Source organism: Nocardioides sp. (assembly GCF_047606145.1).
Lineage (GTDB): Bacteria > Actinomycetota > Actinomycetes > Propionibacteriales > Nocardioidaceae > Nocardioides.
The window spans coordinates 19077-43517 of sequence record NZ_JASGET010000137.1 but is presented as its reverse complement, the minus strand read 5'-3'; the positions used below and the strand labels follow the sequence as shown (position 1 = coordinate 43517).

Annotated in this window: 23 protein-coding genes; 6 read left to right on the top strand and 17 right to left on the bottom strand. The window is 71.3% G+C overall.

What is annotated here, in order from left to right:
- Nucleotides 1-64 precede the first annotated feature (64 nt).
- A complete protein-coding gene (locus tag QM638_RS18350; protein WP_415144291.1) occupies nucleotides 65-1507 on the top strand; it encodes an MFS transporter in 1443 nt (480 codons plus the stop codon).
- 108 nt (nucleotides 1508-1615) lie between these two features.
- On the opposite strand, the gene QM638_RS18345 is transcribed toward QM638_RS18350, so the two are convergent.
- The 10 genes from QM638_RS18345 to QM638_RS18300 all read right to left on the bottom strand — a co-directional run bounded on the left by QM638_RS18345 (nucleotide 1616) and on the right by QM638_RS18300 (nucleotide 13245).
- Nucleotides 1616-2899: a YibE/F family protein gene (locus tag QM638_RS18345; RefSeq protein ID WP_415144289.1), complete on the bottom strand. Its 1284-nt coding sequence runs from the start codon at nucleotides 2897-2899 to the stop codon at nucleotides 1616-1618.
- A 147-nt stretch (nucleotides 2900-3046) separates the two neighbouring features.
- Nucleotides 3047-3265 carry a helix-turn-helix domain-containing protein gene (locus QM638_RS18340; RefSeq protein WP_415144287.1) on the bottom strand — a complete coding sequence of 73 codons (219 nt, stop codon included), beginning with the start codon at nucleotides 3263-3265 and terminating at the stop codon, nucleotides 3047-3049.
- A complete protein-coding gene (locus tag QM638_RS18335) occupies nucleotides 3265-4752 on the bottom strand; it encodes a rhamnulokinase (protein ID WP_415144285.1) in 1488 nt (495 codons plus the stop codon). Before QM638_RS18335 ends, QM638_RS18340 begins: the two co-directional genes overlap by 1 nt.
- Entirely contained in the window at nucleotides 4749-6806 is a 2058-nt protein-coding gene (locus tag QM638_RS18330; RefSeq protein WP_415144283.1) for a bifunctional aldolase/short-chain dehydrogenase, read from the bottom strand. The genes QM638_RS18335 and QM638_RS18330 overlap by 4 nt, the downstream gene beginning before the upstream one ends.
- Before the next feature lie 5 nt (nucleotides 6807-6811).
- Nucleotides 6812-8002, bottom strand: a complete 1191-nt coding sequence (rhaI, locus tag QM638_RS18325) for an L-rhamnose isomerase (RefSeq protein ID WP_415144281.1) — start codon at nucleotides 8000-8002, stop codon at nucleotides 6812-6814.
- Nucleotides 8003-8008: 6 nt separating this feature from the next.
- On the bottom strand, nucleotides 8009-8362 hold the full coding sequence (locus tag QM638_RS18320) for an L-rhamnose mutarotase (protein ID WP_415144280.1): 354 nt from the start codon (nucleotides 8360-8362) through the stop codon (nucleotides 8009-8011).
- 117 nt (nucleotides 8363-8479) lie between these two features.
- The gene (gene rhaS / locus QM638_RS18315; protein ID WP_415144278.1) at nucleotides 8480-9517 is read right to left on the bottom strand and encodes a rhamnose ABC transporter substrate-binding protein; all 1038 of its coding nucleotides are present in this window, start codon (nucleotides 9515-9517) and stop codon (nucleotides 8480-8482) included.
- 46 nt (nucleotides 9518-9563) lie between these two features.
- Nucleotides 9564-10628 (bottom strand): ABC transporter permease, encoded by a 1065-nt coding sequence (locus QM638_RS18310; RefSeq protein ID WP_415144276.1) that lies wholly within the window; start codon nucleotides 10626-10628, stop codon nucleotides 9564-9566.
- Complete coding sequence (locus tag QM638_RS18305) at nucleotides 10625-11671, bottom strand: ABC transporter permease (protein ID WP_415144273.1); 1047 nt, start codon at nucleotides 11669-11671, stop codon at nucleotides 10625-10627. The genes QM638_RS18310 and QM638_RS18305 overlap by 4 nt, the downstream gene beginning before the upstream one ends.
- Nucleotides 11668-13245 carry a sugar ABC transporter ATP-binding protein gene (locus QM638_RS18300; RefSeq protein ID WP_415144271.1) on the bottom strand — a complete coding sequence of 526 codons (1578 nt, stop codon included), beginning with the start codon at nucleotides 13243-13245 and terminating at the stop codon, nucleotides 11668-11670. Before QM638_RS18300 ends, QM638_RS18305 begins: the two co-directional genes overlap by 4 nt.
- A gap of 303 nt (nucleotides 13246-13548) precedes the next feature.
- Here QM638_RS18300 and QM638_RS18295 point away from each other — a divergent pair, with 303 nt between their 5' ends.
- Nucleotides 13549-14574, top strand: coding sequence for a LacI family DNA-binding transcriptional regulator (locus tag QM638_RS18295; RefSeq protein WP_415144269.1), 1026 nt, complete (start codon nucleotides 13549-13551; stop codon nucleotides 14572-14574).
- 19 nt (nucleotides 14575-14593) lie between these two features.
- On the opposite strand, the gene QM638_RS18290 is transcribed toward QM638_RS18295, so the two are convergent.
- The 5 genes from QM638_RS18290 to serS all read right to left on the bottom strand — a co-directional run bounded on the left by QM638_RS18290 (nucleotide 14594) and on the right by serS (nucleotide 18888).
- A complete protein-coding gene (locus QM638_RS18290; RefSeq protein WP_415144268.1) occupies nucleotides 14594-15196 on the bottom strand; it encodes a hypothetical protein in 603 nt (200 codons plus the stop codon).
- A gap of 17 nt (nucleotides 15197-15213) precedes the next feature.
- Nucleotides 15214-16032 carry an HAD family hydrolase gene (locus QM638_RS18285; protein WP_415144266.1) on the bottom strand — a complete coding sequence of 273 codons (819 nt, stop codon included), beginning with the start codon at nucleotides 16030-16032 and terminating at the stop codon, nucleotides 15214-15216.
- A gap of 267 nt (nucleotides 16033-16299) precedes the next feature.
- Entirely contained in the window at nucleotides 16300-16788 is a 489-nt protein-coding gene (locus QM638_RS18280) for a GNAT family N-acetyltransferase (RefSeq protein ID WP_415144264.1), read from the bottom strand.
- Entirely contained in the window at nucleotides 16785-17618 is an 834-nt protein-coding gene (locus QM638_RS18275) for an HAD family hydrolase (RefSeq protein ID WP_415144262.1), read from the bottom strand. Before QM638_RS18275 ends, QM638_RS18280 begins: the two co-directional genes overlap by 4 nt.
- The gene (gene serS / locus QM638_RS18270) at nucleotides 17611-18888 is read right to left on the bottom strand and encodes a serine--tRNA ligase (RefSeq protein ID WP_415144260.1); all 1278 of its coding nucleotides are present in this window, start codon (nucleotides 18886-18888) and stop codon (nucleotides 17611-17613) included. Before serS ends, QM638_RS18275 begins: the two co-directional genes overlap by 8 nt.
- A 177-nt stretch (nucleotides 18889-19065) precedes the next feature.
- Between serS and QM638_RS18265 the strand changes: the two genes are divergently transcribed.
- Nucleotides 19066-20631, top strand: a complete 1566-nt coding sequence (locus QM638_RS18265; protein WP_415144258.1) for a YegS/Rv2252/BmrU family lipid kinase — start codon at nucleotides 19066-19068, stop codon at nucleotides 20629-20631.
- A 150-nt stretch (nucleotides 20632-20781) separates the two neighbouring features.
- On the opposite strand, the gene QM638_RS18260 is transcribed toward QM638_RS18265, so the two are convergent.
- Entirely contained in the window at nucleotides 20782-21057 is a 276-nt protein-coding gene (locus QM638_RS18260) for a hypothetical protein (protein ID WP_415144256.1), read from the bottom strand.
- Nucleotides 21054-21464, bottom strand: coding sequence for a DUF4446 family protein (locus QM638_RS18255; RefSeq protein WP_415144254.1), 411 nt, complete (start codon nucleotides 21462-21464; stop codon nucleotides 21054-21056). Before QM638_RS18255 ends, QM638_RS18260 begins: the two co-directional genes overlap by 4 nt.
- A gap of 23 nt (nucleotides 21465-21487) precedes the next feature.
- On the opposite strand from QM638_RS18255, the gene QM638_RS18250 reads away from it, so the two are divergent.
- The 3 genes from QM638_RS18250 to larC all read left to right on the top strand — a co-directional run bounded on the left by QM638_RS18250 (nucleotide 21488) and on the right by larC (nucleotide 24332).
- Nucleotides 21488-22327 (top strand): prephenate dehydratase, encoded by an 840-nt coding sequence (locus QM638_RS18250; protein WP_415144252.1) that lies wholly within the window; start codon nucleotides 21488-21490, stop codon nucleotides 22325-22327.
- Between the two features lie 62 nt (nucleotides 22328-22389).
- Nucleotides 22390-23070 carry a nickel pincer cofactor biosynthesis protein LarB gene (larB, locus tag QM638_RS18245; protein WP_415144250.1) on the top strand — a complete coding sequence of 227 codons (681 nt, stop codon included), beginning with the start codon at nucleotides 22390-22392 and terminating at the stop codon, nucleotides 23068-23070.
- Nucleotides 23067-24332, top strand: a complete 1266-nt coding sequence (larC, locus tag QM638_RS18240; protein WP_415144248.1) for a nickel pincer cofactor biosynthesis protein LarC — start codon at nucleotides 23067-23069, stop codon at nucleotides 24330-24332. The genes larB and larC overlap by 4 nt, the downstream gene beginning before the upstream one ends.
- Nucleotides 24333-24441 lie beyond the last annotated feature (109 nt).

The window sequence follows — 24441 nt, the reverse complement described above, 5'->3', positions numbered from 1 at the left end:
CAGGTTATCAGTCAATGCCTACCTTGGTGGATAAGTAATCATTCAATGCCTTCTTGGAGAACCGATGTCAACCACCCTCACCCCCGACCGGGCCGACGGCCGGTCCACGGCGGTCTCCCCCGGTCGACGCATCCCGGCCTGGCTGGCGATCGTCGCGGTATCGCTGCCGATGTTCATGGCGACTCTCGACAACCTGGTGATGACCACCGCGCTCCCGGTCATCCGCGCCGATCTCGGCGCCAGCGTCGGCGAGCTGTCCTGGTTCGTGAACGCCTACACGCTCAGCTTCGCCACCTTCATGCTCCCGGCCGCCGCGCTCGGGGACCGGATCGGTCGCCGACGGATGATGCTCGCCGGGATCACGGTCTTCACCCTCGCCTCGATCGCCTCGGCGCTGAGCACCACCTCCGCGGCGCTGATCGCGGCGCGGTCGATCCAGGGGCTCGGCGCGGCCGCGATCATGCCGCTCTCGCTCAGCCTGCTGGCCTCCGCCGTGCCGGAGAGGCAACGGGCCGCCGCCATCGGGATCTGGGGCGGGGTCTCCGGGCTCGGCGTCGCCCTCGGACCGGTCGTCGGCGGGGCGGTCGTGGACGGGATCAACTGGCAGGCCATCTTCTGGATCAACGTCCCGGTGGCGGTGATCGCGATCCCGCTCATCTGGGTGGCGGTCAGGGAGTCGCGCGGGGTCTGGCGGCGGCTCGACGCTCTGGGCACCGTGCTGCTGGGCGGCGCGGTCTTCCTCGGCGTCTGGGGGATCGTGCACGGCAACGACGACGGCTGGGGCTCGGCGTCCGTGGTGGTCCCGCTCGTCGCCGCCGCACTGCTCCTGCCGGCGTACGTCGGGCATGCGCTGCGCCGCCAGCGCGGCGGTCACGACGCGGTGCTGCCGCTGCGGCTCTTCTCCTCGCGGGGCTTCACCGTGGCCAACCTGATCAGCCTGCTGTTCACCATCGGCATGTTCGGCACCGTCTTCCTGCTCTCGCAGTACCTGCAGGTGGTGCAGGGCTACAGCCCGCTCGGGGCCGGCCTGCGGACACTGCCCTGGACGGCGGCGCCGATGGTCGTCGCGCCGCTGGCCGGCATCCTCGCCGGCCGGGTCGGCGTACGCATCCCGCTGGTGGTCGGCCTCGCCGCGCAGACCGCGTCGCTGGTGTGGTTCGCGGTGCTGACCGAGACCTCGGCCGGCTACCCGGCCTTCGTGCCGGCGCTGCTGCTGGCCGGCATCGGGATGGGGCTCACCTTCGCGCCCAGCTCGACCGCCGTGCTGCAGGGTCTCGGCGAGGCCGACTTCGCCACCGCCAGCTCGGCGAACTCCACCCTGCGCGAGTTCGGCACCGCACTCGGGGTCGCGGTGCTGGTGGCCGTCTTCGAGGCGGCCGGCGGGACGATCTCGCCGACCGGGTACGACGGTGCCATCGGCCCGGCCCTGTTGACCGGCGCGGCGGCGGTGGCGATCGCCACGATCGTCGCGCTCTTCGCCCCCGGACGGGCCGGGTCGCGCTCCTGACCCGGTCCCCTCGCTGACCCCGAGTCGGCGTATCTGGTACGGCCAGGATCGCCGAGTCGGCGCATCTCGCACGGGTTGTCCACAGTCGACTGTGGACAACCCGTGTCACTAGCGCCGACTCGGCGCGGGGACGGTGAGGGTGGCGATGGCGGTGGTCAGCGGTACGGCGAGGACGAGGCCGATGCCGCTGACCAGCGAGCGGACGATCTCCTCGGCCAGCTGCTCGGTGCCCAGCAGGTCGAGGATCGGGCGGTCGTAGAGCTGGATGACCAACAGGGTCATCAGCGCGGTGCCGGTGTAGGCGAACACGATGGTGTAGATCGTGGAGGCGATGTGATCGCGACCGATCCGCATCGCGCCGGCCCACAGTCGCATCCGGGACTGCTCCGGCGCCGCCGCGCGCAGCTCCCAGACCGCGCTCGCCTGGGTGATGGTCACGTCGTTGAGGACGCCGAGGCCGGCCACGACGATGGTCGCGGTCATCAGGCCCTGGAAGCTCAGGTTGCCGGCCAGCGAGGTGAGGATGGTGCCGCCCTCGTCGGCCACGCCGGAGAGGTGCGTGAGCCGCACCGAGGCAAGACCGAGTAGCGCGGTGATCCCCAGGCCTCCCAGCGTGCCGAGCAGGGCGGCACTGGTCCGCAGCGAGAAGCCGTGCGCGAGGTAGAGGACCGCGTAGAGGATGGCGGCGGAGCCGACCACCGCGACCAGCACCGGGTCGTACCCACTGAGCAGCCCGGGCAGGATCCAGCCGCCGATCACCACCCCACCGACGGCCAGTCCGACGAGCGCGAGCAGCCCACGCGCCCGCGCCACCGCGATCACCACCACGGCGAAGAGCGCCACGATCCCCCACATCGCGCCGCCGCGATCGACCCGGAAGAAGGAGTACGTCGCGGGCTCGCCGGGGTTGCGTTGGAGCTGGACCCGGTCGCCCGCGCCCAGACCGGAGTCGAGCACGTCCGGACTGACCGAGACCTTCGTACGAGGCCCGTCGTCCGGCTTGACGGTCAGGGACCCGCAGCCGTCCTGGGCCGAGGTCTTCCCCGCCGGGCACCTGTTGACCTTGATGATCGTGGCGTGCGGGAAGGTCGTGCCCTTCGCGGCGAAGCTCAGACTGTGCGCCAGCTTGTCGACCTTGCCGCCGTCGGGCCACAGTGTCACCAGGCCCACGCCGACGCCGAGGAGTACGACGACCAGCAGCCCGATCACGGCCCGCCGGGCGCCACGACCGACCTGGAGGTCCGGCACCGGCCCGTGGCCGTGCCCGTGACCCTGGCCGTGACCCTGATCCTGTCCGGAGTCCTGTCCGGAGTCCTGTCCGGAATCGCCCCACGCCTTCCCGAAGAGGCCACGCGATCGATCGACCCGGCGGCCGCCTCGGTGTGATGCCATGGCGCCCATTCTCCCCGGCCGCCCCCGGCGCGTTCGTCAAGGTATGTAGCCAGACGGGCACATCCCACGTGGAACTCCGGTTGGGGAGTGCCCACCGGGCTGCATACCTTGACGAACGGTCCCGCCAGCGAGCACGCCAACAACCGGTCAGATGAGCCCCCGACGGACGGCGTAGACGACCGCCTCGATGGTGGTGTCCACGCCGATCCCGTCGGCGAGGTTGCGCAGCCGCCGCCGCACGGTGCGCTCGGAGAGCCCCACGTGGCGGGAGACCGCCTCGACCGTCTCCCCGGCGGCGAGACGCCGCAGGATGTCCAGGTCGTCCGCCGACGGCCGGACGTGCTCGTGCTCGAGCGCCGTCGCCATCACCCCCGCAGCCTCGCCTCTGCCCGGTCCCAGTCGAGGGGCGCCGGCCCCTCGCCGGGCCGATAGCGACGCAGCTCGTGCGTCGCGCGGATGAGCGCCCGCATCGCGGCCAGGTCGGGCAGGTCCGCGCCGAGGGTCCGGGCCTGCACCAGCACGTTGCCCAACGCCGCCGCCTCGCCCGGGCCGGCCAGCACCGGCAGCCCACAGGCGTCGGCGGTCAGCTGACAGAGCAGCTCGTTGTGCGAGCCACCACCGACGACGTGCACCACCTCCACCGGATGGCCGGCGAGCTGGGCGGCGGTCCGCAGGTGGCGTCGATAGGCGAGCGCGAGCGAATCGAGGATGCAGCGCGCGATCGCCACCGGGTCCGCGTCGAGCTCCTGGCCGCTCTCGGCGGCCAGGGCGACAACGCGCGCCGGCATCGGGTCGCTCGCCGTACCGACCGGCAGCAGTCGCGGGTCGTCGATGTCGACCACGATGCCGCCCGCCACCCGGGCCGCGCCGGCCAGCAGCGCCGGCAGGTCCGCCGGCGCACCGGTGGCGGCCCACCACCGCACCGACTCCGAGAGCACCCACAGACCCATCACGTTCCGCAGGAACCGGATGGTGCCGTCCACGCCGCCCTCGTTGGTGAAGTCGGCGAGCCGCGCCTCCTCGGTCAGCACCGGGGCGTCCAGCTCCAGGCCGACCAGCGACCAGGTCCCCGAGGAGATGTACGCCGCCCGCGGACTCTCGAACGGCACCCCCACCACCGCGGAGGCGGTGTCGTGCGAGCCGACCGCGATCACCGGCACCTCGGTGGTCACGCCGAGCTCGGCGGCGACCTCGGGGAGCAGCCCTCCGACCACCGTGCCCGGGTCGCGCAGCGCGGGCAGGATCGACCAGGGCAGCCCGAGTCGGCCGGCGATCCGGTGCGACCACTCGCGGCGTACGACGTCGTAGATCTGGGTGGTCGAGGCGTTGGTCCGCTCGGCGCCGATCTCTCCGGTCAGCCAATAGTCGAGCAGGTCCGGGACGAGCAGCAGGGTCTGCGCCGACTCCAACGCCGCGGTCCCGCGGGCCGCGACCAGCTGGTAGAGGGTGGAGAACGGCAGCTGCTGCAGTCCGGTCACGCCGTACAGCTCCGCGGCGTCGACCTCGGCGAGCACCGCGGCGGCCACACCGTCGGTACGACGATCGCGGTGGCTGTACGGGTTGCCGAGCAGCACGCCGTCCCGGTCGAGCAGCCCGTAGTCGACCGCCCAGGAGTCGACGCCGATGCCGTGCAGGTCGCCGGTGGCAGCCACCTCCCGGATCCCGGCGAGGGCGCCCCGGAACAGCCCGAGGACGTCCCAGTACACCGACCCACGCACGCTGACCCCGCCGTTGGGGAACCGGCTGGCCTCGGCCAGGTCGAGCCGATCCGGCCCCACCACGCCCGCCATCACCCGGCCGCTGGTGGCGCCCAGGTCGACGGCGGCGACGCGCACCGGGGCCGGCGTCGTCATCGCAGGAACGCCGCGGCCACCCCGGCATCGACGGGGACGTGCAGGCCGGTGGTGTGGGTCATCTCCGGGCCACAGAGCACGAAGACCGCGTTGGCGATGTGCTCGGGCAGGACCTCCCGCTTGAGGATGGTGCGCTGGGCGTAGAACTTGCCCAGGTCCTTCTCCTCGACGCCGTAGACCGCGGCCCGCTGTGCGCCCCAGCCGCCGGCGAAGATGCCGGAGCCGGCGACCACCCCGTCGGGGTTGACGCCGTTGACCTTGACGCCGTGTTCGCCGAGCTCGGCGGCGAGCAGCCTCACCTGATGGGCCTGGTCGGCCTTGGTGGCGGAGTAGGCGATGTTGTTGGGGCCGGCGAAGACGGAGTTCTTCGAGGAGATGTAGATGATGTCGCCGCCGAGCCGCTGCGCGATCAGCACCGGCGCGGCGGCCCGGGAGACCAGGAAGGAGCCCTTGGCCATCACGTTGTGCTGCAGGTCCCAGTCCGCCTCGGTGGTCTCCAGCAGCGACTTCGACAGCGACAGCCCGGCGTTGTTGACCACCAGGTCGAGGCCGCCGAAGGCGAGCACGCACGTGTCCACCATCGCCTGCACGGCCGCGGCGTCGCTGACGTCGACCTGGACGCCGACTGCGACGTCGGCACCCTTGTCACCGGCGATCTCGGCGGCGGCCGTCTGCGCCTTCTCCAGGCTCAGGTCCGCGATCACCACGCAGGCGCCCTCGGCGGCCAGCTTCGCCGCGGTCGCCTTGCCGATGCCCGAGGCGGCACCGGTGACCAGCGCGATCCGGGTCGCCAGCGGCTTCGGCCTCGGCATCCGCTGGAGCTTGGCCTCCTCCAGCGCCCAGTACTCGATGCGGAACTTCTCCGACTCGTCGATCGGGGCGTAGGTGGAGAGCCCCTCGGCGCCGCGCATCACGTTGATCGCGTTGACGTAGAACTCACCGGCGACCCGGGCGGTCTGCTTGTCCTTGCCGTAGCTGAACATGCCGACGCCGGGCACCAGCACGATCAGCGGGTCCTTGCCGCGGATCGCCGGGGAGTCCGGGGTGGCGTGCCGGTCGTAGTAGGCCTGGTAGTCGTCCCGATAGGCGACCGCGAGCTCCTCCAGCCGGGCGAGCTGCTCCTCGACGGACGCCGAGGCCGGCAGGTCCAGCACGAGCGGCTTGACCTTGGTGCGCAGGAAGTGGTCCGGGCAGGAGGTGCCCAGCGCCGCCAGCCGCGGGTGCTCCGCGGCCGCCAGGAAGTCCAGCACCACCTCCGTGTCGGTGAAGTGGCCGACCATCGCACGATCCGCCGAGGCGATGCCGCGGATGGTGGGGGCCAGCGCGGCCGCCCTGGCGCGACGCTCCGGCTCCGGGAGGGCGCCGTACCCGTCCAGGGCGGGGCCGAACGGCTCGGCCTTGCTGTGCTCGGCGATGTAGGCCGCCGCGGTGTCGATGATCCACAGCGAGTTCTGCTCGGCCTCCTTCGAGGTCTCGCCCCACGCGGTGATGCCGTGCCCACCCAGGATGCAGCCGACGGCCTGCGGATTCCTCGTCTTGATCTCGGCGATGTCCAGACCGAGCTGGAAGCCGGGCCGGCGCCACGGCACCCAGACCACCTTGTCGCCGAAGATGGTGGCGGTCAGCTGCTCGCCGTCGGCGGCGGTCGCGATCGCGATCCCGGAGTCGGGGTGCAGATGATCGACGTGGGCGGCGTCGACCAGCCCGTGCATGGCGGTGTCGATCGACGGCGCGGCGCCCCCCTTGCCGTGCAGGCAGTAGTCGAAGGCGGCGACCATCTCGTCCTCACGCTCGACGCCGGGATAGACGCCGACCAGGGCGCGCATCCGATCCAGCCGGAGTACGGCGAGCCCGGACTCCGTCAGCGTGCCGAGGTCTCCACCGGACCCCTTGACCCAGACGAGCTCGACGTCCTGACCGGTGACCGGGTCGGTCTCGGTGCCCTTGGCGGAGGTGTTGCCGCCGGCGTAGTTGGTGTTCTTCGCATCCGAGCCGAGTCGGTTGGATCGCGCGATCAGGTCGGTGACCGCTGGGTTCTGCTGGTGGGTTGCCATGAGGCTCAGTTCCATCCTGCCTGCGTCCCGCCCACGCGGTCCGCCTCGATCTTCTCCTGGTATCCGCTGGCCAGGTAGGCCCGCATCGGGTCGGCCGGGAGGCCGCGTTCCTCGCGCCACGCGGCCAGCTGCGGCCGGACGTCGGTGTAGAAGGCATCCATGAACGTGGCGTTGGCGGCCAACACGTCTCCCGCCTCCTGCGCCGCGGCGAGCGCGGCACGGTCGAGCAGCAGCGCCCGGGCGGTCATCTCCTGGACGTTGAGCACCGATCGGATCTGACCGGGGATCTTGGCCTCGATGTTGTGGCACTGGTCGAGCATCAGCGCGACCCCGCCGTCGGGGACCGGCCTCAGCCCGCCGCCACGGACGACCTCGACCAGGATCCGGAAGAGCTGGAAGGGGTCGGCCGCCCCGACGATCAGGTCGTCGTCGGCGTAGAAGCGGGAGTTGAAGTCGAACGAGCCCAGCCTCCCCAATCGCAGCAGCTGCGCCACGATGAACTCGATGTTCGTGCCGGGGGCGTGGTGGCCGGTGTCGAGACAGACCATCGCCCGCTCGCCCAGAGCGGCGACCTGGACATAGGAGGTGCCCCAGTCCGGGACGTCGGTGTGGTAGAAGGCCGGCTCGAAGAACTTGTACTCCAGCACCAGTCGTCGCTCCTCGCCCAGCGAGACGAGTCGGTCGTAGACGGTGGCCAGTGACTCGGCGAGTCGGTCCTGACGGGCGCGGATGTCGCCCTGGCCCGGGTAGTTGGTGCCGTCGGCGAGCCAGATCTTCAGGTCGCGCGAGCCGGTGGCCTCCATGACCTCGAGGCACTCGAAGTGGTGGTCGATCGCCTTCTGCCGGATCCGCGGGTCGGTGTGGGTCAGCGCGCCGAGCCGGTAGTCGTCGTCCTGGAAGGTGTTGGAGTTGACGGTGCCGAGCTGGACACCCAGATCCTCGGCGTAGCGGCGCAGCCCGGCGTAGTCGTCGTGCAGGTCCCACGGGATGTGCAGTGCCACCGTCGGCGCCAGGCCGGTGAAGCGGTGCACGGTCGCCGCGTCGGCGATCTTCTCCTCCACCGTCCGGGGCGTCCCCGGGGTGCCGAACACCTTGAACCGGGTCCCGGAGTTGCCGTAGGCCCACGAGGGGACCTCGATCGCAAGGGTCTCGAGCACCGGAGCCACCTGCTCGAACCGTGATGTTGCCGACGTCATCTCACTTCACTTCTCACACTCGATGTGGTTGCTGGTCGCGCTCTCCTCGAGGTGGAAGACCTCGTCGAGGAGGGTGAATCCGTGGTCGGGGGTCTGCCCGTCGAGCTCGCAGAAGAACTCCGCCATCTCGGCCTGCCATCGGGCGTTGACCTCGGTGCGGTCCATCGCCGCGACCGCCTCCTCGAGAGAGTCGGTCTCGACGTACCCGATCAACAGGCCGTCCGCGCGCAGGAACAGCGAGTAGTTGCGCCAACCGGCGGAGACCAGCGCGGCCCGCATCTGGGGCCAGACCGCCGAGTGCCGAGCCTTGTACTCCTCGAGCCGCTCCGGCTTGACGTGGAGCTGGAAACAGGCGCGCATGGCGCTCCTCCTTTCGTGTCGCTGAGGCAGGGCCGCAGTGCCCGGCCGGCCGTCACCGGCCGGGCATCCTGCGCGGTTATCGTTCGGTACGCCGGCCCGACGGGTCCGGCATCGGGATCAGAAGTTGAACTTGTCGATGTTCGACTTGGTGAACACGTACGGGTCGCCGAGCAGGACCTCGCCGTCCGCGCCGACGGTGTACTTGCCGAGGTCGCCGGCGGTGAAGGTGTCACCCTGGTCGCCCTTGATCTCACCGCTGACCAGCGCGTCCGCGGTGTAGGCGGCCAGGTAGCCGAGGTCCTCGGGGTTCCACAGGGCGAACGAGGTCACGGTGCCGTTCTTGACGTACTTGCGCATCTGGTTCGGGGTGCCCAGACCGGTCAGCGCGACCTTGCCCTTGGCCGAGGAGGTGGACAGGTAGCGGGCCGCGGCGGCGATGCCGACGGTGGTCGGCGAGATGATGCCCTTCAGGTTGGGGTGATCGGAGAGCAGAGCCGCGGTCTTGTCGAAGGAGGTCTGGTCGTCGTCGTTGCCGTAGACGGTGTCGACGATGTCGAGATTCGGGTACTTCTCGGCGGCGTACGACTTCATCTGCTTGATCCAGGCGTTCTGGTTGGTCGCGTTCGCCGCGGCCGAGAGGATCGCCACCTCGCCGGAGCCACCGATCTGCTTGGCGATCAGGTCGACCTGGGTCTTCGCGATGCCCTCGGCGGAGGCCTGGTTGACGAAGAGGTCGCGGCAGTCGGCGGAGGTGTCGGAGTCGAAGGTGACCACCTTGATGCCCGCCGACATCGCCTGCTTGAGCGCGTCGCAGGGAGCGCTCGGGTCGTCGGCCGAGATGACGATCGCGCTCACGCCCTGCTGGGTGGCGGTGTTGATGTACTGCACCTGGCCGTCCGGAGTGGCGGTGTCGGGACCGACCTCGTCGTAGGTGCCGCCGAAGGCGGCGACCGCCTTCTTGCCGCCACCGTCACTGGCGTCGAAGTACGGGTTGCCCAGGTTCTTCGGGATGAAGGTGACGGTGGCGTCGCTGGACCCGCCCGAGCCGCTTGAGCCGCTTGAGCTGTCGTCGCTGCTGCCGCAGGCCGCCAGCCCCAGGGTGGCGCTCAGCGCGACGGCGGCGAGGGCGGTGAGCCGTCCTGTTCGGAACTTCATTTCTGTCGTTGCCTCTCTGTGTGGTGCAGGTGGGTGATGCGCCGAGTCAGCGCTTGAGCGACCCGAGGAATCTGAGCTGCCCGCTGCGGAGCCTGTCGAGCCAGGCGAGGAGGGCGGTGGTCATCACCGAGAGCACCAGCAGCACGCCGATGACGATGTTGATGACGTTGACCGTCTCGTTCTGCAGCTGCATGGCGTACTGGATGACCGCGATCAGCAGGACTCCGGCGATGACGCCGTGCAGGGCGCCGCGACCACCGAAGATGGAGACCCCACCGAGCAGGACCGCGGCGATGACCTTGAGCTCGTCGCCGGTGGCGTTGTCACCGCGGGCGGTGCCGTTGTGCAGGGTGATGTAGATGCCGGCGAAGGCGGAGACCACGGCGGTGAGGACGAAGAGGATGAACTTGGTGCGCTCGACGTTGACGCCGCTGAAGTGGGCGGCCTCGTCGTTGAGCCCGATCTCGACGACGCCGCGGCCGAAGGTGGAGAAGTGCAGCAGCCACACGAAGACGGCGATCAGGACCAGGATCGGGATGATGATCACCGGATAGCGGGAGCTGCCGATGTCGTCCGAGGCGAGGGTCTTCCACTTCTCCGGGAACTCGGTCTTGGCGGTGGTGCCCAGCAGCCCGACCGCGAGGCCGCGGAAGAGGGCCATGGTGCCGATGGTGACGGCGAGTGAGGGCAGTCCGACGTAGGCGACCAGGAAGCCGTTGAAGGCTCCGGCGGCCACGCCGACCAGGATCGCGATCAGTCCGGCCAACGGCACGCCGAGTCCGGCGTCCTGGACCAGGATGCCGACCATCACGCTGGAGAGCCCGACCACGCTCGCCACCGACAGGTCGATCTCGCCGGTGATGATGACCAGCGCCATCGGCAGGGCGATCATCATGATCTCGGCGTTGTTGAGCACCAGGAAGTGGATGGTCAGCGGGTTGTCGAAGTGGGCCACGTTCGAGGTGGCGTAGACGAAGACGATGACCAGCAACGCGATGATCGCGAACTCGCGGGTCAGCAGCGTCCGGCGCCACCACGGGTGACCGTAGGAGGAATAGCTGCGGGTGGTCTTCGCGGCGTCCATCGCCGTGGTGCTCTCGGCGGCGCTCATACGGCGTCCCTCGCTTCGGTGAGTTTGCGGTCTCGCCGCAGTGAGAGGACTCGGTCCAAGACGATGGCGCCGATGATCAGCACGCCGACGACGAACTGCTGCCAGAAGTCCTGGACCCCCAGCACCGGCAGCGCGCGATTGATGGTCACCAGCAAGAAGGCGCCGATGGCGGCACCCCACACCGTGCCGGAGCCACCGAAGATGGCCACCCCGCCGATGACCGCGGCGCCGACCGCCTGCAGCTCCAGGTTGAGGCCGGCGTTCGAGCTGACGGTGCCGTAGCGGGCGGCGTACGCCACCCCGGCCAGGCCGGCCATCGCGCCGGACAGGATGAACGCCGACAGCACCCGGCGGGTGACCCGCAGGCCGTAGAGCTGGGCGGCGTCCGGGTCCGAGCCGATGGCGTAGAACTCACGACCGCTGCGGGCGGTGTAGAGGTAGTAGCCCACGATCGCGAGCACCACGACGGCGATGATCGTCAGCACCGGGATGGAACCGATCTGCTTGGTGCCCAGGCTCAGGAAGGAGTCGGGCATGTCCGAGGCGTTGATCCGCTTCGACCCCGCCCAGGACAGGAACGCGCCGCGGTAGATGTACATCGTGCCCAGCGTGATCACCAGCGCGGGGACCTTGCCCCACGAGACCAGGACTCCGTTGATCAGGCCGAGCAGGCCGCCGAAGACCAGGCCGATCGCGAAGATCACGATGATCGGCGTACCGGGATGGTCGATGAAGACCCGGCCCACCAGGTAGGCGGTCAGGCCGACCACCGAGCCGACCGAGAGGTCGACGCTGCGGGTGATGATCACCGCGGTCTGGCCGACCGCCAGCAACAACATGATCGACGGGGTCAGCAGCAGGTCGCGCCAGCCGTTGTCGCCGACGAGGAAGTGCGGGTTCTTCAGCGTCGTGGCCGCGATCACCAGGATCAGCACGACGGCGACCGCGATCTCGCGGGAGCGCAGCGCACCGCCGAGCAGCCGGCGGGCCGTGGAGGTGCCACCGGTGCGGGGACCGGTGGGATCGATGGTCAGGGTGGTCACGCGGAGACCTCCGGGTTCTGCTGCAGCTCGACGGCCTCGGCCCCGGCGTCACCGGGCGGGGGTACGTCGTTCGGGCGCGCCGCACGGGTGGCGGCGTGCATGACCTTCTCCGGGGTGGCCTCGGCGCGGTCGAGGTCGGCGGTGATCTCGCCTTCGCAGACCACGAGCACCCGGTCGGCCATGCCGAGCACCTCGGGCAGCTCGGAGGAGATCATCACGATCGCCAGGCCCTGGCCGGCCAGGTCGGAGAGCAGCCGGTGCACCTCGGACTTGGTGCCCACGTCGATGCCGCGGGTGGGTTCGTCGATGATCAGCAGCTTCGGCTCGGTGGCCAGCCACTTGGCGATGACCACCTTCTGCTGGTTGCCGCCGCTCATCGTGGCCGCGGCCATGTCCAGCGCGGAGGTCTTGACCTCCAACGTGCCGGCCCACGGCCGAGCCGCGCGGTTCTCCGCGGCGGAGGTGAGTACGCCGGCCCTGGCCAGTCCCCGACGGATGACGGCGGCGACGTTGCGAGCCACCGAGGCATCGGTGACCAGGCCCTGCTTGCGGCGATCCTCGGGGACGAACGCCATCCCGGCCCTGATCGCGGCCCGGACGTCCCGCTGGGGGACCGTGGCACCCGACAGGGTCACGCTGCCGGAGTCGTAGCCGTCCACGCCGAAGACCGCCCGGACGATCTCGCTGCGGCCGGCACCGACGAGACCGGCCAGTCCGAGGATCTCGCCGGCGCGGACCTGGAAGCCGATGTCGTGGAACACCCCGGCCGAGGTGAGCCCCTCGACCTCGAGCACCACCTCGCCGAGCTCGGCGGGTGTCTTGGGGAAGAGGTCGGCGACCTCGCGGCCGACCATCCGGGCGACGATCTGATCCACGCTGGTCTCGGCGACCTCGTCGGTGGAGATGTACTCCCCGTCCCGCATCACGGTGACCGTGTCGCACAGGTCGAAGACCTCGTCGAAGCGGTGCGAGATGAACACCAGGCCCCGGCCCTCGTCACGCAGGCTGCGAGCCACCGCGAAGAGCCGCTCGACCTCGACACCCGACAGGGCCGCGGTCGGCTCGTCCATGATCAGCAACGAGGCGTCCAGCGAGATGGCCTTGGCGATCTCGATGATCTGCTGGTCGGCGATGGAGAGGCCGCGGGCCTGACGGTGCGGATCGAGGACCACCCCGAGACGCTCGAAGATCCGGGCCGCCTCGGCGTACATGGCGGCGCGGTCGATCCGGCGCCCGCGGCCCAGGATCTGCCGGCCCATGAAGATGTTCTCCATCACCGACAGGTCCGGGAACAGCGTCGGCTCCTGATAGATCACCGCGATCCCGGCCGACTTCGACTCCGCCGTCGAACCGAAGTCGACGTCCTCGCCGGCGAAGCGGAAGACTCCCCCGTCGCGGCGGTAGACCCCGGCCACGATCTTGACCAACGTCGACTTGCCCGCACCGTTCTCACCGACCAGCGCATGGATCGACCCGCGCTCGACCCGCAGGCTGCCCGAGCGCAGCGCGGCAACGGGACCGAACGACTTGGTCACCTCGCTCAGCTCGAGGACTGCCTCGCCGGAGTCCGGCATGTGGCTGCTCCTTTGAAAGGTTTCAAATTCGACGCTGAGAACAGTAGGTGACCGCAGTCACAGCCGTCAACCCCTGCTCACCGAATCGTTACGTCGGGCGACCCGGTCGGCGTCCGCTCGCGGCGGGGTAACACGCTGTCCACCTCGGTAGCAGCCTGTTGCAGCAGGCTGCTACGAAGCCCAACAACGTGTTACCCCGCCAGGGGCCGCATCCGCGAAGAAACACCATCGGTTCATCGCCTGTCGATCCTTTGAGCGTTTCAATCCAGGCCGTACGATGTGGCAAAGTCGAAAGGGGCGGCGATGGCTGGTCAACGCGGCAGAGCACCGTCGGTCAAGGACGTCGCCGCAGCTGCCGAGGTGTCGTTGGGCACGGTCTCCAACGTGCTCAACCGGCCCGAGCGGGTCAGCGCCGCGACCCGCGAGCGGGTGGCGCGCGCGATGGCCGAGCTCGGCTTCGTGCGCAACGAGTCCGCCCGCTCCCTGCGCACCGGCCGGAGCAACACGCTCGCCTACGTCATGCTCGACACCGGCAACCCGTTCTTCACCGACGTCGCTCATGGCATCGAGCTGGCCACCGAGTCGTTCGGCAACACCCTGTTCCTGTGCAACAGCGACAACCGCGCCGACCGCGAGGCCGCGCTGCTCTCCCACCTGGAGGAGCGGCAGATCCTGGGCGTGCTCATCACCCCGGTGGATCCCCAGAGCGCCACCCTGACCGAGCTTGCCGCCCGCGGGACGCCGTTGGTCATCGTCGACCGCACCCGCGACACCCCGGACTTCTGCAGCGTCGCGGTCGACGACGTACTGGGCGGACGGCTCGCCCTGGAGCATCTGATCGACCAGGGCCATCGCCGGGTGGCGGTGGTCGGCGGGCCGCTGTCGATCGGCCAGGTGGCCGACCGGTACGCCGGCGCCCAGCAGGTCTGGGCGGAGGCGGGTCTGCCGCCCGGGGATCTGACCCTGATACAGGGCGCGGCGCTGACCGCCGCCGACGGACGCGCGGCCGGCGAGCAGATCGCCGGCATCCCGGCCAGGCGGCGCCCCACCGCCGCGTTCTGCGCCAACGACCTGATCGCGCTCGGGCTGTTGCAGCACTCGATCAGCCAGGGCCTGGCGGTGCCCGGAGACCTGGCCATCATGGGGTACGACGACATCGAGTTCGCGGCCGCGGCCGCGGTACCGCTCACCTCGGTCCGCCAGCCCCGCCAGCAGCTCGGTCGCACCGCCGCCGAGTTGGTCCTGGACGAGGCCGGCAACCCCGACCACACCCATCGGCAGGTCTCCTTCACCCCCGCGCTCGTCGCCCGGGCGTCCACCACCGGCTGAGCGCGCCCGCCGCGGGCGGCTACGTCGACCTGCGCCCGAGGAAACGCACGAGCACCAGGCCGAGCAGCCCCACCACGACCAGCGCGGCACCCGGCACCGCAGCGGAGGCGAACGAGGTCGGCGAGGAGAGCAGCGTCGAGCCGAAGGTGACCTTCGTCGGCACCTGGGTGCCCGAGCCGCTCAGGCCCAGCAACCGGTTCAGGGTGGTGTTGAGTCCCTCGGTGTAGTGCCGCACGCTGACCCGGCTGCCGGGGCCGATCAGCAACGAGCCGTTGCGGTCGACGAAGAAGACGTAGTCGTCGCCGACCTGCAGACTCTTCGGCTGGCAGGCCCCCTTCTTGAACCGCACCCGCACGTTCGCGGAGACCGTGCCCTTCATCTCGCGCAGTCGCTGGACGTGGTAGGTGCGGGCTCCGGACCGCCCCGTGGTGGGCTTGCTGGTGACGGTGCCGTGGAAGACGACCTGGGCGTCCTTGACCGCCTTGCGCACGGTGAAGGCCGGGCAGGTCTGTGCCGCGGCGGACGGGCCGGACGCTCCGACGGCGATCCCTGCCCAGGTCAGCAGCAGCGCCAGAGCGAGCAGGCCGACGACGCGGCGGCGCGGGCGCTCGATGCGAGGCATGCGGTCCATCGAACCAGTCACAGCCCGAAGACTCCAGCCAGCACGCGGGCGACCCCGTCCTCGTCGTGTCCGGGCGCCACGTTGCCGGCGCAGGCGGTCACCTGCGGGTGGGCGTCCGCCATCGCGTACGAGGTGCCGGCCCAGGTGAGCATCGGAAGGTCGTTGGGCATGTCTCCGAACGCGATCACCTCCTCGGCCGCCACGCCGAGGTCGGCCGCCACCTGGGCCAGGGTGGAGGCCTTGGTGACGCCGGCGGCGCTGATCTCCAGCAACGCGGTGGTGGAGGACCGGGTCACCGTCACGGTGTCGCCGACGGCCCTGTCGGCACGCGCCAGGAACTCGTCGGGGTCCAGCTCGGGGTGCAGCGCGAGCAGCTTGAGCAACGGCTGGGTGGCCAGCTCGGCCAGCGGGGCGCGCGGGATCTCGTCGTCGTCGACGTGCCGCATGAAGCCGGGCTCCATGCCGAAGCCGGCCACCGTCTCGGTGGCGTACGCCGTCCCGGGGCAGGCCGCCCGCAGCCGGTCGGCCACCGCCAGGGTCTCCGCCGGCGCCATCGCCCGCTCGGCCCGGGCCAGGCCGGCCGCGACGTCCCACACCAGCGCCCCGTTGGAGACGATCGCCAGGCCGTGGCTGCCGACGTGCTCGAAGACCACCTCGGTCCAGCGCAGCGGGCGGCCGGTGACGAAGATGACCGGCACGTCGAGCTCGTCGAGCCGGCGCAGCACCGTGGCGGTGTACTCGGACACGGCGCCGTCGCTGCGCACCAGGGTTCCGTCGAGGTCGGTTGCCACCAGCCGCGGCAGGGGTGCACCAGTGGTCGGCCTCGTCGCGCTCACTCCCCCATTCTCTACGGCGGAGGGGGTGCCCGTCTCATACCCACCGGTCTCGATACGCTCGCTGCGCTCGCTACTCGACCAACGGGCCCGGCACTCGCTACTCGACCGACAGGAAAGCAGGCCCGTCGTCGGTCGAGCAGCCCTCGCGAGGGACGAGCGAGGGCTGCTCGAGACCACCCCGCCGAGCCCGCGACGTACCGGCTCGGAATGTGGTCCGAATCCGGCGCGGTGAGAGTCCGGCTCGGCCTCGGCCCGCCGACTCGAGGCTCAGTCCGGCAGCGGCCGCGCCATCACCAGGTTGCCGTCCTCGTCGGCACCGCGCAGCACGGTGAAGCCGGCCTTGGCCAGCACCCGCAGGCTGGCGGCGTTCTCCGGGTGCACCGATGCGCGGATCCGCACCCCGTCGGCGTCGGTGAGCCGCAACAGCGCACGCAGCGCCTCGGTGGCGAAGCCCCACCCCCGGGCCTCGGCGACCAGGCCGTAGCCGACCTCGGTCTCGGGCACGCCGTCGGCGGCGGCCACGGGCTCACCGAAGAAGCCGATGGAACCGAGGACCGTCACCCCGCGCACGATCGAGCGCGGCCCCCACGGGTTGCCCTCGACCCACAGCGTGGCGGCGTCGCGGTCGTCGATCCGCGGGAAGTCCGGGTGCCAGCCGGCCGGCCGAGAGCCCTGGTCGCGGATGGCGTCCACGTCGGCGCGCGTCCAGAGCGGGAGCCGGAGCCGCTCGGTGAGCACCGTCTCGGGCAGGCTCAACCGAACCACCGGTCGATCTCGACGGCCGCCCCGTCCTCGTCCACGCTCGGCGCGACCGCGTCGGCCGCGTCTCGGACCTCGTCGATCGCCTGCCCCATCGCCACCGACCGGCCCGCCCAGGCGAACATCTCCAGGTCGTTGCGGCCGTCCCCGATGGCGAGCACGTCCGCCGCGTCCACCCCGACGCGCTCGGCGACATGGGCCAGTCCGGAGGCCTTGGAGACTCCGATCGGGGCCAGGTCCAGCCAGGCGGTCCAGCCGACCACGTAGGAGATGCCGTGCAGGCCGAGCGAGCGGCCCAGTTCCACGAACTCCTCGGCGGTCGAGTTGGGGTCGCGGATGATGACCCGCGAGACCGGCCGGGCGACCAGCTCCGCCACCGGGGTGACCACCATGTCGCCGGAGAGCTCACCGGGCGGGAAGTGGTCGTTGATCCGGTAGCCCACCCCCCGCTCCTCGACCGCCACCAGCACCGAGGGGCGCTGCGCCAGGATCTTGGCCACCGCCTCGCGGGCGTCGAAGGTCTCCTCGTGCACCACCTCGACGGGTGGATAGCGCAGCAGCACCGCGCCGTTGGAGGCGACCACCCACAGCCGGTCGGCGCCCTCGGTGGGGATCCCGATCAGGTCGGCCACCTTGGTCATGCCGTGTGGCGACCGCCCGGAGGCGAGTACGACGTGGGCGCCGGCGTCGTAGGCACGCCGTACCGACTCCCGCACGGCGGGCGAGACCTCCTCGGTGGCCGCTCCGCCGTCCTCCCACCGCAGCAGGGTCCCGTCGATGTCGAGGGCGACCAGGCGCGGCCGCCACCCCGGCACCGGCTCAACCACCGAGGCCCCCGACCGGCTCGAGCACGTCGCGCCCGAGCCACTTGCGCAGCGCCTGCGGCACCCGGACCGAGCCGTCGGCCTGCTGGTGGGTCTCGAGTACGGCGACGATCGCACGGGGGATGGCGGTCAGGGTGCCGTTCAGGGTGGCGAGCGGTCCGATGCCGTCGTCGAACCGGCCGCGGATGTCGAGCCGGCGGGTCTGGAAGTCGGTGCAGTTCGAGGCCGAGGTGAGCTCGCGGTACCTGCCCTGGGTCGGGATCCACGCCTCGCAGTCGAACTTCCGGATCGCCGACGGGCCCAGGTCGCCGGCCGCGATGTCGACCACCCGGTAGGCGAGCTCGAGCTTGTCCAGGAAGGCACGCTCCCAGGCGAGCAGTCGCTCGTGCTCGGCGTAGGACTCCTCCAGCGTGGTGTAGACGAACATCTCGACCTTGTCGAACCAGTGCACCCGGATGATGCCCCTGGTGTCCTTGCCGTGCGAGCCGGCCTCCTTGCGGAAGCACGGGCTGAAGGCGGCGTAGCGCCGCGGGAGCGAGTCGCCGTCCAGGATCTCGTCGGAGTGATAGGCCGCCATCGGCACCTCCGAGGTGCCGACCAGATAGAGCTCCTCACCCTCGATCCGATAGACGTCGTCGGCCGCCTGGTCGAGGAAGCCGGTGCCGGCCATCGCCTCGGGACGGACCAGCGAGGGTGCGATCATCTGGGTGAAGCCCGCCTCGCGGGCCTGCTCCATCGCCAGGTTGACCAGGGCGAGCTCCAGCTCGGCGCCGACGCCGCGGAGGAAGTAGAACCTCGAGCCCGACACCTTCGCGCCACGCTCCAGATCGATCGCACCGAGGATCCTGCCGAGCTCGGCGTGGTCGCGCGGGGCGAAGCCCGCGAACTCCCGCGGCGTACCGACCGTCTCCAGGACGACGAAGTCGTCCTCGCCGCCGGCCGGGGTCTCGGTCGCGGTGACGTTCGGGATCGCCTTCAGCGCCGACGTCCACTCCTGCTCCGCGGCGGCCTGGGCGGCCTCGAGCTCCTTGACCTCGGCGGCCAGCTCCTTGACCTGGGCGAGCAGCCGCTGCTTCTCCTCACCCCGGGCCTGGGCGACCTTCTTGCCGAACTGCTTCTGCTCGGCCCGCTTCGCCTCGTACGCCGCGATCGCCCCCCGTCGCCCGCTGTCCGCGGCCAGCGCCCGGTCGACCGCCTCCTCGGACTCCCCGCGCTTGCGCTGGGAGGCGCGGACGCGGTCGGGTTCGTCACGGAGCAGGCGCGGGTCGATCATGCCGCGAGCCTATCGGTGGACCACAGCACGCCCGCACCGATATCCACCGCCTGCCGTCGTCCACCGCGTCCGCACTGCCCGCCCACAGCCTCGACTCAACCCGACGCGCCGCAGCAGGGCATACTGGCGCCCGGCCAGAGTGCGCGTCAGCGCCGTCATCCCGCCCGAGAGGACACCGTGCTCGACAGCCCCCGACGTCGCCTGCTCGGCGGAGCAGTCGGACTGTTCGCGCTGTTCGCGCTGCTGGCGGTACTGGTCACCCACGGACAGCTCTCCGACCTCGACGACCTCGGCCGGCGCGCGGCGGCCGTCACCCGCGACCACACCGCGCTGCGACACCTGCTGCGCGGCATCGAGATCGTGGCCGGCCTGATCGGGGTGGGCGTCGCGACGCTGGTCCTGGTCGTCCTCATCGGTCGCAAGCACCGGCGGGCGGCGATCTACGCGGCCGGCGTGGTGGTGGTGACCGCGGTGGTACGCCGAGTGCTGGTCGAGCTCATCGACCGGCCCCGGCCGGAGTGGCAGCTGCCGCACGCGCTGCACGACTCGGCCTCCTACCCGTCCGGCCATGTCACCACGATCACCTCGCTGGCCGGGGTGGTCGCCGTCCTGGTGCTGATGCTGGTACGCCGCCGGGGCGCGCGCCGGCTCGGCTACACCGCGTGTACGGCGGTGGTGGTGGTCGTGGCCCTGGACCGCGTCTTCCTCGGCCGGCACTACCCGACCGACGTCATCGGCGGCTTCCTGCTCGGCGCCGGGATGGTGCTGCTCGGGCTCGCCGTGTTCAGTCCGCTGCCGGTCTCGCACGCGCTCAACGCCGAGCCGCTGGTGGAGCTCACGCCGCGGGGCAGCCGACTGGCCGTGGTGCTCAACCCGGTCAAGGTGGAGTCGGTCGGACAGTTCCAATCCATCGTGGCCTCGATGGCGGCCGAGGCCGGCTGGGACCCGCCGAGCTGGCATCTGACCACCGTCGAGGATCCCGGCACCGGGATGGCCCGGGCGGCCAGGGACGAGGGCGCCGACCTGGTCCTGGTCTGCGGCGGCGACGGCACCGTCCGGGAGGTGTGCGCGGCGCTGGCGGGCACCGGCATCGCGGTCGGCGTGGTGCCCGCCGGGACCGGCAACCTGCTGGCCCGCAACCTGTCCATCCCGCTCTACATCCGTGCCGCCATCGACGTCGCGCTCACCGGCCAGGACCGGGCCATCGACCTGGTCGAGGTCGAGGGCGACCACCTCGACCGGACGCATTTCATGGTGATGGCCGGGATGGGGTTCGACGCCGCGATCATGGACGGGGTCAACCCGGAGATCAAGCGGAAGATCGGCTGGCTCGCCTACGTCATCTCCGCGCTCAAGAGCCTGATGTTCCCCGAGATGAAGCTCGAGATCACCATCGACGACGACGAGCCGACCACCCACCGCGCCCGCACCGTCGTGGTCGGCAACGTCGGCTACCTCCAGGCCGGGATGCCGCTGCTGCCGGACGCCCGGATCGACGACGGCCTGCTCGACGTCGTGCTCCTCCACCCGCGCCGGCTGGTCTCCTGGCTGCCGCTCGCCTTCCGGGTGCTCGGCAAGCGCTCGCGCACCGACGACCTGGTCAACCGGATGACCGGGCGCAGCGTGGTGATCCGGGCCAGCCAGGAGGTGCCCCGCGAGTTCGACGGCGACACCATCACGGCCGGCCGGGAGCTGCGGATGAGCTGCCTGCACGGACGGGTGCTGGTGCGGGTGCCGCGCTGATCCACCCGGCCGAATCGGTCCTTAGACCCGTCGAGTCGGCCGTTGGACCCGTCGAATCGATCGTTACGGAGGCGTGCCGACGCCACCAATGGATGCGGACCCATCACCACCTGCCGAGCCGGCAGCCGAACCAGCGGCCGTGGACCTGCGCTACCGGCGCCGGAGCAACCTGGTGCCGCCGATGACCAGTCCGGCGGCAACGGCGAAGACGATCACCCTGCCGAGGATCGCACCGGCCTGGTAGGCGGCGTCGTGACCCGAGGATCCGCCGCTGTCGCCGTTCGCGAGCGAGGCGAGCGCACCGAGCACGATCAGTACGCCGAGCACGATCATCGCCCAGCCGCCGACGGTGCGGCCGGTGCTGCGCCGCGGCGGCTCCGGGGGCCAGTCGGGCGGCGGGGGCGGGGGTGAGTAGTCGTGGCTCATCGGTCTCCTCGTGGACGGGCCTGTTCGATCGCCGACTCCTCCTGCGGCGAGAGCTGCTGCGCCGAACGCCATCCGGTCACGCTCTTGGCATACGAGCGGGCGTCGGAGCGCCCGTGGATGGAGGTGAGCACGGCGCCGTTGCCGGCCTCGTCGAGCAACGCGACCGACCAGCTCAGCTGCCCACCGAGGTCGTCGAACGCGTCGTACCTGACGACGGCGAAGTGGCGCAGCGCGTCACGGCCCTCGGCGCGCAGGGCCGCCACCTCCTGACGCAGGCCGAGCACGTCCTCGGGGACCGACTGGTCGGCGAGGCGTCGTCGCTGGCTGCGCAGGTCACGCCAGGCGACCGCCGCCAGGCCGAGGGCGAGCAGGGCGACCACCAGACTGAGCAGGGCGAGGACGACCACAGGTGAGAATCTAGACTGCGGCGGTGAGCAATCCGCGACGCATCGCCTACCAGGGCGAGCCGGGAGCCAACTCCCACATGGTGTGCCAGCAGCACTACCCGGACCTGGAGGCCGTGCCGTGTGCGTCGTTCGAGGACGTCTTCGCATGTGTCGAGGCGGGTGAGGCCGACCTCGCCATGATCCCGATCGACAACTCCATCGCCGGCCGCGTCTCCGACATCCATCACTTCCTGCCGAGCTCGAAGCTGCACATCATCGCCGAGCACTTCCTGCGGATCCGGTTCTCCCTGCTCGCCATCCCCGGCACCCGGCTCGACCAGGTGCGGACGGTGCACAGCCACGTGCACGCGCTCGGCCAGTGCCGGCGGTTCATCCGGGAGCACGGGCTGACGCCGATCATCGCCGGAGACACCGCCGGCGCGGCCCGGGAGATCGCCGAGGCCGGCGACCCGACCCAGGCCTCGATCAGCCCGCCGCTGGCCGGGCCGATCTACGGCCTGGACACGCTGGCCGCGGACATCGAGGACGAGGACCACAACACCACCCGGTTCGTCGTCCTCTCCCCGGAGCCGCTGCGGCCGCCGGCCGACGACGGCCCGGTCGTCACCTCGTTCATCTTCAACGTCCGCAACCTGCCGGCCGCGCTGTACAAGGCGCTCGGCGGCTTCGCCACCAACGGCGTCAACATGACCAAGCTGGAGTCCTACATGGTCGGCGGGGAGTTCACCGCGACCCAGTTCCTCGCCGAGGTCGATGGCCACCCCGACCACCCCGGCGTCAAGCGGGCCCTGGAGGAGCTCGCCTTCTTCACCACCGAGGTCAAGCTGCTCGGGGTCTATCCGGCCGACCAGGCACGCTTCTGAGACCGGCCGGGTCACGCCGGCGCGAGGTCGTGCCGGCGCCGAGAAGGGGTTAGGTTCACCCAGTGTCCGACTCCCAGAGCACCGACGACCTCGGGTTCGCCCGAGTCGACCTCGACCGCGAGCGCCGTACCGGCGATCCGGAGGTCGTCTACGGCGCCGGCAAGACCCCCGAGCAGGTCGTCACGCTGCTGACCCGCCTGCACGCCGCCCACCCCGGCCGCGCCGTGCTCGCCACCCGGCTGGACCCGGCCGCCCAGGAGCGGGTGCGCGCGGATCTCCCGGACGCCGTCCTCGACCCGGTCGCCGGCACCGCGACCCTGGGCGAGCCGCCGGCCCCCCGAGGGCGGGTGCTGGTGGTCTCCGCGGGCACCTCGGACGCGCCGGTCGCCGCCGAGGCTGCGGTCTCGGTGCGGGTGCACGGCGCCGCGGTCGAGCGGATCGGCGACGTCGGCGTGGCCGGGCTGCACCGGGTGCTGGCGGTGCGCGACCGGCTGGACGAGGCCGACTGCCTGATCGTCGTCGCCGGGATGGAGGGAGCGCTTCCCTCGGTGGTCGGCGGACTGGTCGGCGTACCCCTGATCGCGGTGCCGACCTCGGTGGGCTACGGCGCCAGTCTCGGTGGCCTGTCGGCGCTGCTGGGCATGTTGAACTCCTGCGCGCCGGGGATCAGCGTGGTCAACATCGACAACGGGTACGGCGCCGGGGTGGCCGCGGCCCGGATCGCTCGCCGGACGGCGCGATGACGAGCCCGACCACCGGCCCGACCACCGGCCCGCACGCCGGCGGCACCGTATGGGTCGATGCCGCCGGCGGGGCCTCCGGCGACATGCTGCTCGGTGCACTCCTCGACCTCGGCGTCCCGCTCGAGGTGATCGCGGCCGCCGTCGACGCGGTCGCACCCGAACCGGTCACGCTGAGGCCGGAACGGGTCCGCCGAGCCGGCTTCGCCGCCACCGGATGCCGGGTGCGGATCGCCGACTCCCGGCACCATCGCAGCTGGCGCGAGATCCGTGGGCTGCTCGGTGCCGCGGAGCTGAGCGAGCCCGTCCGACGGCTCGCGATCGCGTGCTTCACCCGACTCGCCGAGGCCGAGGCCGCGGTACACGGCGTCGACGCCGACGAGATCGGCTTCCACGAGGTCGGCGCGCTGGACGCGATCGCCGACGTGGTCGGCGTCTGCGCCGGCTTCGCCTGGCTGGCTCCCGCACGGGTGGTGGTCTCCCCGGTGGCGGTCGGCTCCGGCTCGGTCGCGGGCGCCCACGGGGTGATGCCGGTCCCGCCACCGGCGGTGGCCCGGCTGCTCCTCGGCTTCGCGTCGTACGCCGGCCCGGCCGGTGCACCTTCGATGGAGCTGTGCACGCCCACCGGTGCCGCACTGCTGACCACCCTGGCGACCGGTACCGGACCGCAGCCGGCGATGACCGCGACCGGCATCGGGGTCGGCGCCGGCAGCCGGGACCCGGACGGGCACGCGAACGTGCTGCGGCTGATCGCGGGCACGACCGCCGAGGTGGCCACGCCGCCGACGACGTCGACGACCGCGGCGACGGACACCACCGACGAGCTGGTCCTGGAGGCCAACCTCGACGACCTCGATCCCCGGCTGCTGCCCGGTGTCATCGATGCGCTGCTGGCCGCCGGCGCGGCCGACGCCTGGCTGACCCCGCTGGTGATGAAGAAGGGCCGGCCGGCGCACACCCTGCACGCGCTGGTCAGCTCCACCGCCGCCGAGGCCTGCCGCCGGGTCTTCTTCACCCAGACCTCGACCATCGGCCTGCGTGAGCATCGGGTGACCAAGCACGCGCTGCCCCGGACGACCACCACCGTCACGATCACCGCTCCGGACGGCACCGAGCACGAGATCGGGGTCAAGCTCGCCTACCTCGACGGCCGCCTCGTCAACGCCCAACCCGAGTGGGACGACGTCGCCCGGGTCGCCGCCGCCATCGGCCGGCCGGCGTACGAGGTACTGGCCGAGGCGGCGGCCGCCGCCCGGCAGCGCTGACCCGGCTCGGGGCCGGCCCCGATGCGACATCTCCCTGGGCTCCTTGCGCCTCGAAACGTTCGGGCCGGATACTCCATACGCGCCACGGCGCCAGGCCGACTCGGGGGGC